At 72.1% G+C, this 15,211-nt stretch carries 12 protein-coding genes and 1 tRNA gene; 7 read left to right on the forward strand and 6 right to left on the reverse strand.

The annotated features are described in order from the left end of the window. Positions 1 to 21 precede the first annotated feature (21 nt). Positions 22 to 2,730, reverse strand: coding sequence for a penicillin acylase family protein (locus tag OG556_RS14515; RefSeq protein ID WP_371517401.1), 2,709 nt, complete (start codon positions 2,728 to 2,730; stop codon positions 22 to 24). A gap of 311 nt (positions 2,731 to 3,041) precedes the next feature. Here OG556_RS14515 and OG556_RS14520 point away from each other — a divergent pair, with 311 nt between their 5' ends. The 5 genes from OG556_RS14520 to mscL all read left to right on the forward strand — a co-directional run bounded on the left by OG556_RS14520 (position 3,042) and on the right by mscL (position 7,815). Beyond that, positions 3,042 to 4,526, forward strand: a complete 1,485-nt coding sequence (locus OG556_RS14520; RefSeq protein ID WP_371517402.1) for a potassium/proton antiporter — start codon at positions 3,042 to 3,044, stop codon at positions 4,524 to 4,526. A gap of 318 nt (positions 4,527 to 4,844) precedes the next feature. After that, the gene (locus tag OG556_RS14525) at positions 4,845 to 6,227 is read left to right on the forward strand and encodes an MFS transporter (protein ID WP_371517403.1); all 1,383 of its coding nucleotides are present in this window, start codon (positions 4,845 to 4,847) and stop codon (positions 6,225 to 6,227) included. A 193-nt stretch (positions 6,228 to 6,420) separates the two neighbouring features. Continuing rightward, complete coding sequence (locus tag OG556_RS14530) at positions 6,421 to 6,753, forward strand: FmdB family zinc ribbon protein (RefSeq protein ID WP_371517404.1); 333 nt, start codon at positions 6,421 to 6,423, stop codon at positions 6,751 to 6,753. Positions 6,754 to 7,101: 348 nt separating this feature from the next. Next, complete coding sequence (locus OG556_RS14535) at positions 7,102 to 7,365, forward strand: hypothetical protein (protein ID WP_371517405.1); 264 nt, start codon at positions 7,102 to 7,104, stop codon at positions 7,363 to 7,365. Positions 7,366 to 7,395: 30 nt separating this feature from the next. Further along, positions 7,396 to 7,815, forward strand: a complete 420-nt coding sequence (mscL, locus tag OG556_RS14540; protein WP_371517406.1) for a large conductance mechanosensitive channel protein MscL — start codon at positions 7,396 to 7,398, stop codon at positions 7,813 to 7,815. A 10-nt stretch (positions 7,816 to 7,825) separates the two neighbouring features. Here mscL and OG556_RS14545 read toward each other — a convergent pair whose 3' ends face one another. Next, positions 7,826 to 8,059: a hypothetical protein gene (locus OG556_RS14545; protein WP_371517407.1), complete on the reverse strand. Its 234-nt coding sequence runs from the start codon at positions 8,057 to 8,059 to the stop codon at positions 7,826 to 7,828. Between the two features lie 172 nt (positions 8,060 to 8,231). Beyond that, positions 8,232 to 9,203 carry a sigma-70 family RNA polymerase sigma factor gene (locus tag OG556_RS14550; RefSeq protein ID WP_363585362.1) on the reverse strand — a complete coding sequence of 324 codons (972 nt, stop codon included), beginning with the start codon at positions 9,201 to 9,203 and terminating at the stop codon, positions 8,232 to 8,234. A 442-nt stretch (positions 9,204 to 9,645) separates the two neighbouring features. Here OG556_RS14550 and OG556_RS14555 point away from each other — a divergent pair, with 442 nt between their 5' ends. Beyond that, positions 9,646 to 10,458, forward strand: a complete 813-nt coding sequence (locus tag OG556_RS14555) for a phosphatase PAP2 family protein (RefSeq protein WP_371517408.1) — start codon at positions 9,646 to 9,648, stop codon at positions 10,456 to 10,458. A 104-nt stretch (positions 10,459 to 10,562) separates the two neighbouring features. Next, positions 10,563 to 11,444, forward strand: coding sequence for a carbon-nitrogen hydrolase family protein (locus OG556_RS14560; protein WP_371517409.1), 882 nt, complete (start codon positions 10,563 to 10,565; stop codon positions 11,442 to 11,444). A gap of 78 nt (positions 11,445 to 11,522) precedes the next feature. Here OG556_RS14560 and OG556_RS14565 read toward each other — a convergent pair. From OG556_RS14565 to OG556_RS14575, 3 genes are all read right to left on the reverse strand, one after another. Further along, positions 11,523 to 11,598: transfer RNA gene (locus OG556_RS14565), tRNA-Arg, on the reverse strand. 214 nt (positions 11,599 to 11,812) lie between these two features. Then, positions 11,813 to 13,105 carry a transglycosylase family protein gene (locus OG556_RS14570; RefSeq protein WP_371517410.1) on the reverse strand — a complete coding sequence of 431 codons (1,293 nt, stop codon included), beginning with the start codon at positions 13,103 to 13,105 and terminating at the stop codon, positions 11,813 to 11,815. 149 nt (positions 13,106 to 13,254) lie between these two features. Continuing rightward, positions 13,255 to 14,700: a hypothetical protein gene (locus tag OG556_RS14575; RefSeq protein WP_371517411.1), complete on the reverse strand. Its 1,446-nt coding sequence runs from the start codon at positions 14,698 to 14,700 to the stop codon at positions 13,255 to 13,257. Between the last annotated feature and the right edge of the window lie 511 nt (positions 14,701 to 15,211).

The raw sequence follows: 15,211 nt of genomic DNA on the forward strand, positions 1-15,211 counted from the left end.
GGTCGTGCGGGTTGTGCGGGGTCAGCCGTTGGCGAGCACCAGCTTGTGCTTGGTGGCCTTCTCGACCGCGTCCGGCGTGTAGGCCCAGGTCAGCAGCTTGCCCTTGAGCCAGAGGTCGGTCTGGTCGTTGTAGTTGTCGTGGAAGGCGTGGCCGGAGGCGCCGCCGACGTTGATCCACCGCGAGGAGTCGAGGTCGCTCAGGTCGATCACCATCCGCATCGACGGGATCCAGTCCACCTGGTAGCCGGCCGCCGCGTTCCAGCCGGCCGCGTCGACGGCCGCCGAGCCGCCGGAGAGCCGGTACGGGCCGCGGTTGAGCAGCCGGTGGACCACGCCGGAGGCGATCGAGGAGTCGTCGGTGCCGAGGGTCTGCTCGCGCAGGGTCAGCTTGTGCAGGCGGCCCCAGCTCCAGGTGGAGATGTCCTTGCTGAGCAGCGAGGTGAGGTCCTGCCGGGCGTCCTTCATCGCCTCCTTGAGCAGGTTGTCCAGGCCCTTCTGCTCCTTGTGCTGGGAGTCGATGTACGTCCACCAGGAGCTGTCCGGCTTGTCCAGCTGCTGCCGGACCACCTCGGTCCAGCGGTCGCCGCCGTCCGGCTGGGCCTTGCCCGGGTCGCGGGTGCCGCACTCGGTGACGATCTTGCTGGAGCTGTCCGGCCTGGTCGGGTCGTCCTGCTGGCGGACCAGCAGACAGTTGCCCTTGGCCCGCAGGTCGGCCGGGAACTTCTGGCCGAAAGCGAGGCTGAGCAGCTGGCGCCAGACGCCGTTGTAGTAGGCGGCGGCGGCCGAGTCGGCGTCCTGGTGGTAGTTCCAGTCCTTCAGCAGGTCCTGGGCCTCGCGCACGTACGGGTCGTCGATCTGCTGCTTGAGCAGCAGCGGGACGAGCGTCTTGGCCATGATGCTGGTGTTGTCCAGCTGCATGGTCTGCATGTCGTCCGGCGAGATCTTGCCGTTGTTCTTGAGCAGGCCCTCGATCTGGTCGGTGATCTCCTTGGCCCGGGTGCCGTACTCCCAGTCCTTGGTGAGCGTGTACTTGTAGCTCGGGTCCACCACGGCCTGGTTGGCGGTGACGATGTAGCCCGCGGACGGGTCCAGGCTGTACGGCAGGGCGGTGAAGGGGATCGAGCCCTTCCACTGGTACGCGGAGTCCCAGCCCGGGGCCGGGTAGCTGCCGTCGCCCTTGCCGCGGACCGGGATGTCGCCGGGGGCCTGGTAGCCGATGTGCTTGGCGTCGGCGTAGACCAGGTTCTGCGCGGGGACGGCGAAGTCCTTGGCGGCGGCCCGGAACTCGTCCCAGTTGCGGGCCCGGTCCAGCTCGAACACCGCGTCCATGGTCTTGCCGGGGTTCAGCGCCGTCCACTGCAGGGCGACGCCGTAGCCGCCGGTCCCGCGGTCGGGGGCGGCGCTGCCGTTGGGGGCGTACTTGCCGACGTTCTGCTGCTCGGTGCTCTGGTCGGAGATGAGCGGGGCGCCGGTCTGGGTGGTGCGGACGGTGATCGTGCGGTCCTCGCCGCCGGCGACCTTGATGGTCTCCTTGCGGAGGTCGAACTTCACGTCCTTGCCGTCGACCTGGTAGGTGTCCGGGCCGGTGACCTTCTCCAGGTAGAGGTCGGTCACGTCGGCGCCGAGGTTGGTGAAGCCCCAGGCGACGTCCTTGTTGTGGCCGATTATCACGCCGGGCATGCCGGCGAAGCTGAAGCCGGAGACGTCGTACTGGCAGGCCGGCGAGCTGGTGCGGCAGTGCAGGCCCATCTGGTACCAGACCGAGGGCAGGCCGGGGCCGAGGTGCGGGTCGTTGGCCAGCAGCGGCTTGCCGGTGGTGGTGTGGGTGCCGGCGACGACCCAGGAGTTGGAGCCGATGCCCTGGCCGGGGCGGCCGAGCAGCTGCGGCATGCCGTCGATCCGGTCGGTGAGGCCCTGGAGCAGCGCCTTGGTGGTGGCCGCGCCCTGGGTGGTGGCGGTGCCGCCGGACGGGGGCGAGCCGTCGGCGGGGCGGTAGTTGTCGCCGGCCACCGTGCCGGTCTTCACGATCGTGCCGTTGCGGGTGTACGGGTAGTCGGGGTACAGCTCGGCGATCTTGTCCGGGCCGAAGTCCTGGGCCAGCAGCGAGCGGTCGATCTCCTCCTGGAGGTTCCCGGAGAGGTTCCAGGCCATCGCCTTGAGCCAGGCCACCGAGTCGACCGGGCTCCACTGCTCGGGCTGGTAGTCGCCGTTGACGGCGCCGAGCAGGGCGTACTCCAGCGAGGCCTTCTCGCCGCCGGGGTGCTCGGCGAGCCAGGCGTTCACGCCGTCCGCGTAGGCCTGGAGGTTCTTCTTGGTGTCGGCCGACAGCTTGGTGTCGAACTCCTTCTGCGCCACCTGCCGCCAGCCCATGGTCCGGATGAAGGCGTCGGTGTCGACCTGGCCGTCGCCGAACATCTCGGACAGCCGTCCGGCGGTGATGTGCCGCCGGACGTCCATCTCCCAGAAGCGGTCCTGCGCCTGGACGTAGCCCTGGGCGCGGAAGAGGTCCTCGTTGGTGTCGGCGTAGAGCTGCGGGATGCCGTTGGCGTCCCGCTTGACGTCGACCGGCGCGCTCATGCCCGCCACCTTGACGGTGCCGTCGACCTCCGGGAAGGACGCGCGGACCGCGGTGACCCCGCGGTAGCCGCCGTAGCCGACGCCGGCCACCAGCAGCACGACCAGCACGATCACGATCAGACGGGCGCGCCGGAACTTCTTCGAGCGGGGCATCTGGGTCCTTGCGGTCCTGACTTCGGGGCGGGCGGGCGTGTCCAGGGCCGGGGGCCGTGACAGGGCACCACATTAGGCCGAGTCGGCCGAGCGGCGTGCACGGGGGACGCTCACCGTGGGATCGGAGGAGGTCAACGAGGAGGCCCGGAGGCGGCGGTTGGGGGCCCGAGGAGGAAAAGAAACTAAAGATATGGCAAAATGTTAGACTGAGTAACGATCCGCAACAGGAGCATTGACGCCTTCTTAACGGGTCGCACCCTCCAGCACCACCAGACACCCCGCCCGCCCCTGCCTGCACGAGGTGCCACTGCGTGAACATCGACCACCTGAACCAGCTCCTCCTCGAGTTCTCCGTGATCCTGCTGGTCGCGGTGGTCGCCGTGCGGATATCCACCCGCTCAGGGCTACCGAGCCTGCTGATCTACCTCGGGATCGGTGTCGCCCTGGGCCAGAACGGCATCGGCGTCTCCTTCAACAACGCCGAGCTGACCCAGGTGCTCGGCTACGCGGCGCTCGTGGTGATCCTCGCCGAGGGCGGCCTCAAGACCAGCTGGCGCGAGGTCAGACCCGTGATGCCGGCCGCCACCGTGCTCGCCACCGTCGGCGTCGGCGTCAGCGTGTTCGTCACCGCGGCCGGCGCGCACTGGCTGGTCGGCCTGGACTGGCGGACCTCGATGCTGCTCGGCGCGATCGTCTCCTCCACCGACGCCGCCGCCGTCTTCTCCGTCCTGCGCATGGTCCCGCTGCCGCACCGGCTCACCGGCCTACTGGAGGCCGAGTCCGGCTTCAACGACGCGCCCGTGGTCATCCTGGTCGTCGCCTTCGCCACCACCGGCGAGCTGGACTCCTGGTACGTCCTGGTCGGCACGATCATCGCCGAGCTGGCGATCGGCGCGGCGATCGGCTTCGCGGTCGGCAAGCTCGGCGCGTACGGGATCAAGCACGTCGCGCTGCCCTCCTCCGGCCTGTACCCGATCGCCGTGATGGCCCTGACCGTGCTCGCCTACGCGGGCGGCGCGCTGCTGCACGGCTCCGGCTTCCTCGCCGTCTACATCTGCGCGGTGATCCTCGGCAACGCCAAGCTGCCGCACGGCCCGGCCGTCCGGGGCTTCGCCGACGGTTTGGCCTGGATCGGGCAGATCGGCATGTTCGTGCTGCTCGGCCTGCTCTGCACGCCCGAGACCATGGGCTCCGCAGTGGTCCCCGCGCTGGTGATCGGCGGCGTGCTGGTCTTCCTGGCCCGGCCGCTGTCCGTGGTGCTGACGCTGACCCCGTTCAAGGTGCCGGGCCGGGAGCAGGCGCTGCTCAGCTGGGCCGGACTGCGCGGGGCGGTGCCCATCGTGCTGGCGACCATCCCACTGGTGTCGGGCGCGCCGAAGGCCCAGGACGTCTTCAACATCGTCTTCATCCTGGTCGTCGTCTTCACCCTGCTCCAGGGCCCGACCCTGCCCTGGGTGGCCAAGCAGCTGCGGATCGGCGAGGGCTCGATGGGCCAGGACCTGGACATCGAGTCCGCCCCGCTGGAGAAGCTGCACGGGCACCTGCTGTCGGTCGCGCTCTCCCCCGGCTCCCGGATGTCCGGCGTGGAGGTCAGCGAGCTGCGGCTGCCCAAGGGGGCCGCCGTCACCCTGGTGGTGCGGGAGGGCAGCTCCTTCGTGCCGGACAAGGCGACGGTGCTGCGCGGCGGGGACGAACTGCTGGTGGTCACCACCGACGAGGTCGGCGAGGCGGCCGAGCGGCGGCTGCGGGCCGTGGACAAGGGCGGCAAGCTCGCGGGGTGGCTGAACGGGCGCTGAGCCCGGCGGGTGGGCGGCGGGTGGACCGGAAGGCCTCACCCGCTGTTCACCTTCGATGGGCAGGACAATTTTGGACGTGCCTTGTAGTCTGGGGATTCGCGCGACATCTACGCGCGTATATGTATGATGGTCAGATCACACCCAGCATCTGCCTGAAGCAGAGTTGGCGCGACCGTTCGGCGGCCGCGGTCAGGACCTCGGCCACCACGCCGGGCCGGCCCGGTATCTACCCCGGTCGACGCGCGAGAGGACGACTCTCGGCGCCGTCGGGGCCACCCCATGCCCTGCCGCGCTACCAGGCAGCAGGAAGGACCGACCGTGACGGCCCGCCGAACGGTCGACGACCCCGCGGACACCGCGACCCCGCTTGACACCGCCGACGCCACCCCTGCCGACGGCACCGCCGATGCCGCCGCCCCCGTGCGGGTCGGATACGGCGCACTGCTGCGCACGCCCGGCGTCTGGACGTTCCTGGCGCCGGCGTTCCTCGCGCGGCTGCCGTACGCGATGCTCAGCATGGGCATCCTGCTGCTCGTCAAGGACACCCACGGCTCGTACGGCACCGCGAGCACCGTCGCGGCCGTCGCCGCCGTCGCCCAGGCCCTGATCGGCCCGCAGACCGGCCGGCTCGCCGACCGGTACGGCCAGACCGCCGTCCTCGTCCCGACCGTCGTGGTGCACGCCGCCTCGGTCGGCACGCTGATCGCGCTGGCGCTCGGCCACGCACCGGCCTGGAGCCTGTTCCTGGCCGCCGTCCCGGCCGGCGCGAGCGTTCCGCAGATCGGCGCCATGGTCCGGTCCCGCTGGATCGCCAAGTTCACCGCGGACGGCGCGTCCGCCTCGTCCGCGGCCAAGGTGGGCACCGCGTTCGCCTTCGAGTCCGTGACGGACGAGTTCACCTTCGTGATCGGCCCGATCCTGGCCACCGCCGTCGCCACCACGGTCAGCCCCTCGGCCGGGCTGATCGCCGAGGCCACGCTGACCCTCGTCGGCGGCCTGGCCTTCGCCGCCCAGCGGCGCACCGCGCCCGCCCGGGCGCTGCCCCAGCCCGGCGTGCGGCGCGCCTCCGCGCTCGCCTCCCCCGGGGTCCGGCTGCTGGCCGGGGCCTTCCTCGGGGTGGGCGCCGTGTTCGGCGGCATGCAGGTCTCGGTGAACGCCTTCGCCGACTCGGTCGGGCAGCACGGCGCCGCCGGCACCGTGTACGGGATCTTCGCCGGCGGCTCGATGGTGGCCGGCGTGCTGTACGGCGTGATCGCCTGGCGGCGGTCCGTACAGCATCGGATGATCATGAGCTACGCCCTGCTGGTGCTGGGCTGCTCGACGCTGTGGGCGATGCCCAACCTGATCGCGCTCGCCACCGCCGGACTGGTCTGCGGCCTGGCCATCGCGCCGACCCTGATCAGCGGCTACACCCTGGTCGAGACGCTCGTCGCGGACGGCGCCAAGACCGAGGCGTTCACCTGGCTGACCGGCGCCATCGGCCTCGGCCTGGCCGTCGGCCAGATGATCGCCGGGCAGCTGATCGACGGCCACGGGCCGTCCAGCGGGTTCCTGGTGCCGGTGGCCGGCGCCGGCCTGGGCCTGATCGCGCTGGTGTCGCTGCGGCACCTGCTGACCGCGCCGGGCAGGCCGGGCCAGGTGGTCGCGTCCGCACCGGAGCGCGGCGCCGCGACGCAGCTGGTGGGCGCGGCCAAGGGCTGAGCGGGCACGCGGTGGCGCACCGCGCGGAGCCGTGGGCGGCGCGCGGTGGGGGCGGCGCGGAGCCGTGGTGGAGGAGCCTGCGCGGCACGGCCACGGCTCATCTCACATCGGAGTCGCTGGACTGATTCAGCGGAATGCCGCATCATTGAACATCGTTAGCACTCATCAGGCGAGAGTGCCAGGAGGAAGACAAGTGCCCACGTACCAGTACCAGTGCACCGAGTGCGGCAACGGCCTGGAGGCGGTGCAGAAGTTCACCGACGAGGCGCTGACCACGTGCCCCGACTGCCAGGGACGGCTCCGCAAGGTCTTCTCGGCCGTGGGCGTCGTGTTCAAGGGCTCGGGCTTCTACCGCACCGACAGCCGCTCGTCCTCCAGCAGCACGGTGGGCGCAGGCTCCTCCGGCAGCTCCTCGGCGTCGTCGTCCGGCTCGACCCCGGCTTCGTCCTCGACGTCGTCGACGTCCTCGTCCTCCAGCTCTTCCAGCTCTTCCAGCTCCTCCAGCCCGGCTCCGGCCGCGAGCTGACCTCGGCGCCGGACGCCCGGCGCATCGACAAGGCCCGCCATCCCGCGTTCTTCGCGGGGCGGCGGGCCTTCGTCGTCCCGGTTCGCCGTCACCGCTCGCCGTCCCGGTTCGCCGTCACCGCTCGTCGCCCCGGTTCGCCGTCACCGCTCGCCGTCCCGGTTCGTCACCCCAGGCAGGCCGGATGCACTCGTGCGGGTGTACGAATCCATCCACAGGGCCCGAGTTGTCCACAGGCTACGGGCAAGGGCTTTCCGGGGCGGCGCGCGGCGCACATCGTAGGGGTCGCCGGAGAACGACCGGCCCGCACAGGAGCGGCCCCCCACGACCTCGGTGGTGACCATGACGACCATGAGCCTCTCCGTACCGCTGCCCGCACCCGCCGTGCCGCCCCGGCGGGAGGTGCCGCGCTTCCCACCGATCCGGCGCGGGGCCGGCGGGTGGCACCGCTGGCGGCACGCCGTACGGCGCCGGGCCGGGGTGCCCGCGCTGGTGCTGCTCGCGGTGGCCGCGGCGCTCGCGGTCGGGCCCGCGCGGGCCGGGCTGCCGTCGCCGCCGGGCGGCCCGGTGAGCCGGACGGGTTGTCAATCCGGTCCGACGGAAGATCACCCGTAACCGGGCAACGACTTCGTCGTTCACGGCGGCATGAAAGGCTTCAAGCAATTCCTGCTGCGTGGAAACGTCGTCGAATTCGCCGTCGCCGTCGTCATCGGCGCGGCCTTCACCAACATCGTCAACGCCTTCGTCAAGGGCGTCATCAATCCGATCGTCGGCGTCTTCGGAACGAAGGACCTGGCGTCCTACAGCTCCTGCCTCAAGGGCCCCTGCGAGCTGAACGCCACCGGCGAGGTCACGTCCGGGATCCTCATCCTGTGGGGATCGGTGCTCAGCGCCCTGCTGCAGTTCCTGATCACGGCGGCCGTCGTCTACTTCGTCCTGATCGTGCCCATGAACAGGCTGGCCGCCAGGCGGAAGAGCACCGCCGAGACGACGGCGGAGGCCGAGGCCAAGGAGGTCCAACTGCTCACCGAGATCCGCGACGCGCTGGTCACCCCGCAGCGCTGAGCACCGCTCCTCAGTCCCCGTGGTGCGGCGGGCGCTGGCTCAGGTACCAGTCCAGCCCCCGCCCACCGCTCTCCCCCGCCCCGGGGCGCTCACCCCAGCCGGTGTCGGTGTCGTCCCGGGACTGCTGGTCCAGCGGGTCCCGGAAGACCAGCCGGGCCTTCGGCGCCGCCGGCCGCTCCTCCCGCCCCTGCTGTTCTCCCTGCCCCTGCTCCGGCTCCCGCGCCTGCTCGCTCACCCTGCTCACTTCCACTTCCCGTCGACTGCCGTCCGGATCGTCCTGTCCCTCCAGCCTAGGAGCCCCGTGACACACCCCGGGCCCTGGTGCGGAGCGCTCCGCACCAGGGCCCGGGGCGGGATGGAGCCGCAGGCAGTTGGCTCGGGTTCTCAGTGGCTCGGGTTCCCAGTGGCTCGGGTTCTCAGGCGGCCTCGAAGCCCGCGTGGTCGGCGATCTTCTTCAGCTCGGCCAGCGCGTGCTTCTCGATCTGGCGGATCCGCTCGCGGGTGAGGCCGTGCTGCTTGCCCACCTCGGTGAGGGTGCGCTCGCGGCCGTCCTCCATCCCGTAGCGGGAACGGATGATCGAGGCCGTGCGGTCGTCCAGCCGCCCGATCAGGCCGTCCAGCTCCTCGCGGCGGAGCATCACCATCACGGCGTCCTCGGGGGACGTCGCCCCGGTGTCCTCGACCAGGTCGCCGAACTGGGTCTCGCCCTCGTCGTCGACCGCCATGTTGAGGCTGACCGGGTCGCGGGCCCAGTCCAGCACGTCCTTGATCCGGGCCTCGGTGGTGTCCAGCTCGGCCGCGATCTCGGCCGGCTCGGCCTCCCGGCCCAGCTCCTTGGACTTCTCCCGCTGCACGCGCCGGATCCGCCCCAGCTCCTCGACCAGGTGCACGGGCAGCCGGATGGTGCGGGACTGGTCGGCGATCGACCGGGTGATCGCCTGCCGGATCCACCAGGTGGCGTAGGTGGAGAACTTGAAGCCCTTGGCGTAGTCGAACTTCTCGACGGCGCGCACGAGGCCGGCGTTGCCCTCCTGGATGAGGTCCAGCAGCGGAAGGCCGCTGCGCGGGTACCGGCGGGCGACCGCCACCACGAGCCGGAGGTTGGAGCGGATGAAGACGTCCTTGGCGCGCTCGGCGTCCTCGGCTATCGCCTCCAGTTCCTCGCGCTTCACGCCCTCGGGGAACACGCCCTCCTCCAGCAGGTGCTGGGCGTACACGCCGGCCTCGATCCGCAGTGAGAGCTCGACCTCCTCGGCGGCATCGAGCAGGGGTGTCCTGGCGATCTCGTCGAGGTACATGCCGACCAGGTCGCGGTCGGCCTCAAGGTTGGTCGGGCGGGCCGCGCGAGTCCGGTCGGCCCTGTCGCGAACGACGGCACGGGTGGCCATGCTTGCTCCCTTTGCTGGAATTGCCGAGGTCTGCCTGCCTGCCCCCCGAGAGGGCAAGAAATGCGGGCCCCGCCGGGGCTCACACGTAACGATCCAACGAACAGAATCCGGACAACATTCCCAAGTCACTCAGATTCTTCCCCGCGATGCAGTATCCTGCCGGTTTTCACCCCGGATATGGACACCGCGTGACCGGCCGAGCACCTTCGGTGCCGCTTCCGCGACCGATTCCGAACACTTCCGTCACGCCCCGCGCACGCGCCCGCCGCCCCACCGGTCGCTCTACTGGGTGAAACCCCCGAACCGGCACGCGCGTTCCCGCGCGCCCCCCGGCTTCCCCCGGCGCCCGCCCCCCGGCGCACGCAGGTTCTCCCCACAAACGATGCCGAATCGCTATCACCTGTGGTCCTGATCGCCCCGGGACACTGGGAAGGTGTCAGCCATGCACCTGACCAACAGCTCGACCGCCGTCACTGCGCGTCACCGCCGCCTCTTGCGGGGTTCGGCGCTCGCGGTGGTCTGTGCCGCGCTGTTCGGCCTCCTCGCCGCCCTGGTGACCCGTCACTGGCATCCGCTGGAGCAACTCGACCAGAGCTGGATCGGCGAACTGCACACCTTCGCCCGGCGGCACCGGATCTGGACCGCCTCGGTGCAGACGCTCTCCGACATCGGCGGCACGGTCACGATGCGCACCCTGCTCGGCATCGCGGCCGTCTGGCTGTGGCTGATCGGCGCCCGGGTCCTGGCCGGCTGGGTGGCCGCCCAGACCCTGGTCGGCTGGGGCGGCCAGTGGGCGCTGAAGCTGGCCGTCGGCCGCCAACGGCCCTCCTTCGCCGACCCGGTCTCGCACGCCGGCGGTCCGGCCTTCCCCTCCGGGCACGCCATGGCCTCGGCGATCACCTGCGCGGTGCTGGTCGGCCTGGTCTGGTACCGGGTCCGCCGACGCGGGCGGATCGCCGCCTGCGCGGTGGCGGCGGCGACGGTGCTGACCATCGGCTGGACCAGGATCGCCCTCGGGGTCCACTGGCCGAGCGACGTGGTCGCCGGCTGGCTGGCCGCCGGATTCGTGCTGGGCGCCGTGACGGCCGTCGTCGAACTCTGGCGACCGGGCGCGCTCGCCCGCGACGTACGGCGGGTCAACTGGCGTACCCGGCCGAGGGTCCAGCGGATCACCGTGCCCCCGGTCCGGTCGCCGCGCGGCACCGACCCGCTGGGCGACTCCGCCACCGACCACCCGGACGAGGCCGTCCACTGAGGCCGTCGGCATCCACGTGCGGTCGCCCGGGGCCGTCCAAGGTCGTACAAGGCCGTACAGGGCCGTACAGAGCCGTCCGGGGCTGCCCGGAGCCGTCCGCTAGCGTGACGGCCATATCTCCCGACCCGGTCCCCACCGCCGCCGTCCGCCACCCCGAGCGCCCGCTGCGGATCGCCACCGTCCAGGCCCAGGACGTGGCCGGTGACATACCCGCCAACGCCGCCCAGGCCGCCGAGTTGATCCGCGAGGCCGCCGCGGCCGGCGCCCGCCTGGTGCTGTTCGCCGAGAAGTTCCTCTCCGGCTACGAGCCCGAGCTGATCCGCACCGACCCGCTCAAGTGCGCCGTCCAGCCCGGCGATCCGCGCCTCGCGTCGATCGCCGAGGCCTGTCGCGAGACCGGCACCGCCGCGATCGTCGGCGCCGCCGCGCAGGTGGGCGACGAACTGCGGGTCTCCGCCTTCGTCCTCGGCCCGGACGGCGGCCTCGTCACCCGCTACGACAAGCAGCACCTGTTCAAGACCGAACGCGACTACTACCGCCCCGGGGCGGCCGGTTGCAGCCTGGAGCTGGACGGCTGGCGGCTCGGCCTCGGCGTCTGCTACGACTCGGGCTTCCCCGAGCACGCCCGCGCCGCCGCCCTCGACGGCTGCCACGCCTACCTGGTCGGCGCGCTGTTCAGCGTCGGCCACGGCCACCACGAGTCCCGCACCTGGTTCCCCGCCCGCGCGCTCGACAACACCCTCTACACGGTGCTCGCCAACCACATCGGCCACACCGGCGGTTGGCACACCTGCGGTGGCAGCGCGGTGTGGGGCCCGGACGGCCGACTGCTCGCCGAGGCGGGCGAGGACCGGCGCGAACTGGTCGTCGTCGACCTCGACCCGGCCGTCCTGCGCGCCGCCCGGGAGACCGAGACCATGCTCGCCGACCTGGCCGCCGCCAACGCCCGCCCGGCCGCCCCGCGCGCGCTCTTCACCCTGGCCTGAGCCGGGCCCGGCGCCGCCCGGTCCGGGGAACGCCGCAGGCCCCCGCCCTGGTGGGCGGGGGCCTGCGGCCACGCGTGGTGGTGCCCCAGGCAGGATTCGAACCTGCGACACCGGCTTTAGGAGAGCCGTGCTCTATCCCCTGAGCTACTGAGGCGAGGATCCGCCGGGGAGCGACTGCATCCCGTAAGCGGATCCGGGGGCGGCCGGCCCGAGGGCAAGCCGCTACCGGCTCAGTGTAGCGGGTCGGGCGGCGCCCGGGCGGCGGCTTCGCGATCTTGCCGGCGGCGGGGCCGGGCGCGCCGCCCTCCGGGCTCCGACGGGGCGTCGGGGCGGGCGGTGACGGCTGCCCGCCGGGCCGGGGGCGGGGCTCAGCTGCGGGAGACGACCATCTGGGCGCTGCCGTCCGGCAGGCCGGCGACGGCGACCTTCTGCCCGCCGAAGGAGGTGCTCCACCAGCCCTGCCAACTGCCCGAGGCGTAGCGGGCGTTGTGGTAGACGACGCCGTCGTTGCCCACGGCGATCAGCTGGGCGTCGCCGTTCGGCATGCCGGCGATCGCGAAGCTCCCGGACTGGAAGCCCGCCGCGCCAGCGTATCCGTCGACCACGTTCCAGTCCTGCCAGGAGCCGCTCGCGTAGCGGGCGCTGTGGTAGATCTTCCCGTCGCTGCCGGTCGCCAGCAGCTGGGTGTCGCCGTTCGGCATGCCGGCGATCGCGACGTCCTTCGCCTGGAAGGTCGCGGCGCCGAGGCCCGCGACGCCGTTCCAGCCCTGCCAGGTGCCGTTCGCGGCACGGACGTTGTGGTAGACGTTGCCGTCGCTGCCGGTGATCAGCACCTGCATGCTGCCGTCCGGCAGGCCGGCGGCGGCGATCTTCTGCGCGCTCCAGTCTCCGATCGGCAGCCAGCCCTGCCAGGAGCCCGAGGCGTAGCGGGCGTTGTGGTAGATCTTCCCGTCCTTGCCGATCGCCATCACCTGGGTGTCGCCGTTCGGCATGCCGGCGATCGCCCCGGCCCGGGCCGCGAACCGCGCCGCTCCGGCGTAGCCGTCCAGTGGCGCCCAGCCCGTCCAGGACCCGTTCGGGTAGCGCGCCGTGTGGTACAGGTTGCCGTCGGCTCCGGTGGCCAGCGTCTGGGTCGAGCCGTCCGGGGTCGCCGCGATGGCGTCCTGCGAGCCGTTGAAGAAGGCCGAGCCGGCGTAGCCGTCCAGCGGGCTGAAGGACGTCCAGTTGCCGTCCACCAGGCGCGTGGCGTGGAAGAGGTCGCCGGCCTTGCTCACCGGCGCGGTCGGCGACGGGTACGGGTTGGCGTGGTCGGTGCTCAGGCCGCCGTTGCACTTGGCCGCCCAGGCCCCGGCGCCCTGGCCGGCCAGGATCCGCTCCGCCGTCAGGATCTGCTGCTGCTTGGTGGCCTGGTGGGGCATCGGCGCGTACTGGGTGCCGCCGTACGCCTCCCAGGTGCTCTTCGTGATCTGCAGGCCCCCGTAGTACGGCCAGCCGGCCTTGTAGTAGCTCCAGTCGCCGGTGCTCTCGCACTGTGCCACCCGGTCCCAGGTGGCCACCGAGGCGGCCTGGGCGGAGCCGGCGGCCACCGTGGACAGGCTCAGGGCGGCGAGGGCGGTGAACGTGAGGGCGGCTGCGCGGGGTCGGCGGGAGGCGCGGGACATCGTGACCTCTTCTCGGAGGGGCGGGACGGCTCGCGCGGGACGGAGCCGGGGGTGAGCGGCGCGACGGCAGGAGGGCGGCGGCGAAGGGGGCCGGCCCACCGCGGCGGGGCAGCGGTGGGCCGGCGGGTGGAACCGGCGGGCGGGGACGGTCAGTTGTAGGTGCCGCCGATGGAGACGGCGTAGTGGTTGCCGCTCACGCCGTTCAGCTGGATCGGGGACGCCGGGTCCCAGCTGCCGGAGCCGTCGCGGATGGTGTGCATGATCCGGTCGTCGTTGGTGATGAAGACGGCCTGGAACTCGCCGTCGATGTTGGCGGCGCTGACCCGGTTGGCGGTGAACGAGCCGATCACGGGGGCGAGCTCGGCGAACGGCTGCCACGTGCCGTTGCCGTAGCGGACGCCGTGGAACTGCTGGCCGTTGTTGTTCACCACGACGATCTGCGCGTCGGATCCGGTGCCGGCGACCGCCACGTCCTGGGCGGGGCCGACGTTCCCGGCGGCGTCGTAGGCGTTGCCCCAACCCGACCAGGAGCCGCTGACGGCGCGGATGGCGTGGTAGACCGTGCCGCCCGAGACCGTCACGACCTGGAGTTCGCCGTTGACGCTGGCGACCGAGGCGCTGGTCACGGCGCCGCCCGCCGGGGTGATGTCGCCGAAGTGCAGCCAGGTGCCGTTCGCGAGCCGGGCGGTGTGGAAGAGCCTGCCGTCGGCGACGGCGACGACGTGCAGGTCGCCGCCGATCGAGACTGCCGAGACCTTGGTGACGTTGCCCAGCCTGTTGGTCTGCGGGCCGATGTCGGTGAAGCGCTCCCAGCTGCCGCTGGAGTGGCGGATGGTGTGGTAGATGTTCCCGTCGCCGCCGACGGCGAGCAGGTGGGTGTCGCCGTTGATGCCGGCGTCCGCGATGGACTGGACGCCGCCGATGTCGCCCGCGGCGCTCTCCACGTTCCCGAAGCCGGTCCAGCTCCCGTTGGAGGAGCGGGTGGTGTGGAAGACGTCGCCGCCGCCGTTCACCACGACCTGGGCGCCCCAGCCCACGGGCGCCTGCTTCGGCGGCAGCGGGGTGCTGTCGACGGTCTTGTCGTAGCGGAAGGGCTTGAAGCCTCCGCTGATCAGGGAGCTGCGCGAGTAGTTGATCTTGCGGGCGGTCAGGCCCGGCCGCGGCTCCTCGTAGACCACGGCGGTGTTGTGGTTGCCGTCGGTCCAGCCGGCGAACAGCACGACGTGCGTGCTGATGTTGTCGATCATGTCGCCGGGCTGCAGGTCGTCGAGGCTGCCGAGCTGGGTGGAGATGTCGTCGAGGGTGGAGGTGACCCGGCTGGAGCCGAGGTGCCAGGCCATCGAGACCAGGCCGGAGCAGTCCTGCCGGTAGGAGCCGTTGCTGTCGCTGTGCCACAGGCTCTGGCTGTACGGCACCGCCTGGTCGACCCAGTTCTGGGCCCGGGCGATGATCTCGGAGCGGCTGATCGGGCCGTTGACGGACGAGGTGCCGACGGCCTGTGCCGGTGCGGTCAGCGACACGGTGGAGACGACGGCGCCGAGGGCGAGGGCCCCGGCGAGAGCGACGTTGGCGAGCTTCGAACGGTTGGCGGACATGGCGGACCTCCGGACGTGGTGGACGGGATGGCGGCTGGGCCCGGCTTCGAGGTGCCCGGGGCCCGACGGTGACGGGCGGCTCACGCGGCGCGCGGATTCCGGTCGGCTGCCCTGCGGGAGCAGTCGGCCTGGCGGCGGTTCGACGCGCTGGTTCGATGCGCTGGTGCGGGGCGCCGCGGGGTGCGGCGCTCGGCGAGGCCGGGGTACGGCGCTCGGATCGGCCTGCCTCGGCAGCGGGCCCGGCGGGACGGCCGCCCCGCAGGAGCGGCCGGTCGACGGGGCCCGGCGGGGCCGGGGCGAGGTGGTGGGGCCGTCGGCCCCGGACAGGCGCTAGGAAGCGGCCGCGGTGGCGGCCCGGCCTGCGACGGCGAGGGTGGTGACCGCGGTGGCCTCGGTCATGACGGTGCGGAGCATGACGGTGTCCTCTCCTGCTGCGACGTGAGGGTGGGATCCGGTGGCCGCGTCCCGCGGTGACGCGCTCTCCGGTGCCGCCCCGAGCGGTGCTCCCTGG

The organism is Kitasatospora sp. NBC_01300, assembly GCF_041435235.1.
Classification (GTDB): Bacteria; Actinomycetota; Actinomycetes; order Streptomycetales; family Streptomycetaceae; genus Kitasatospora.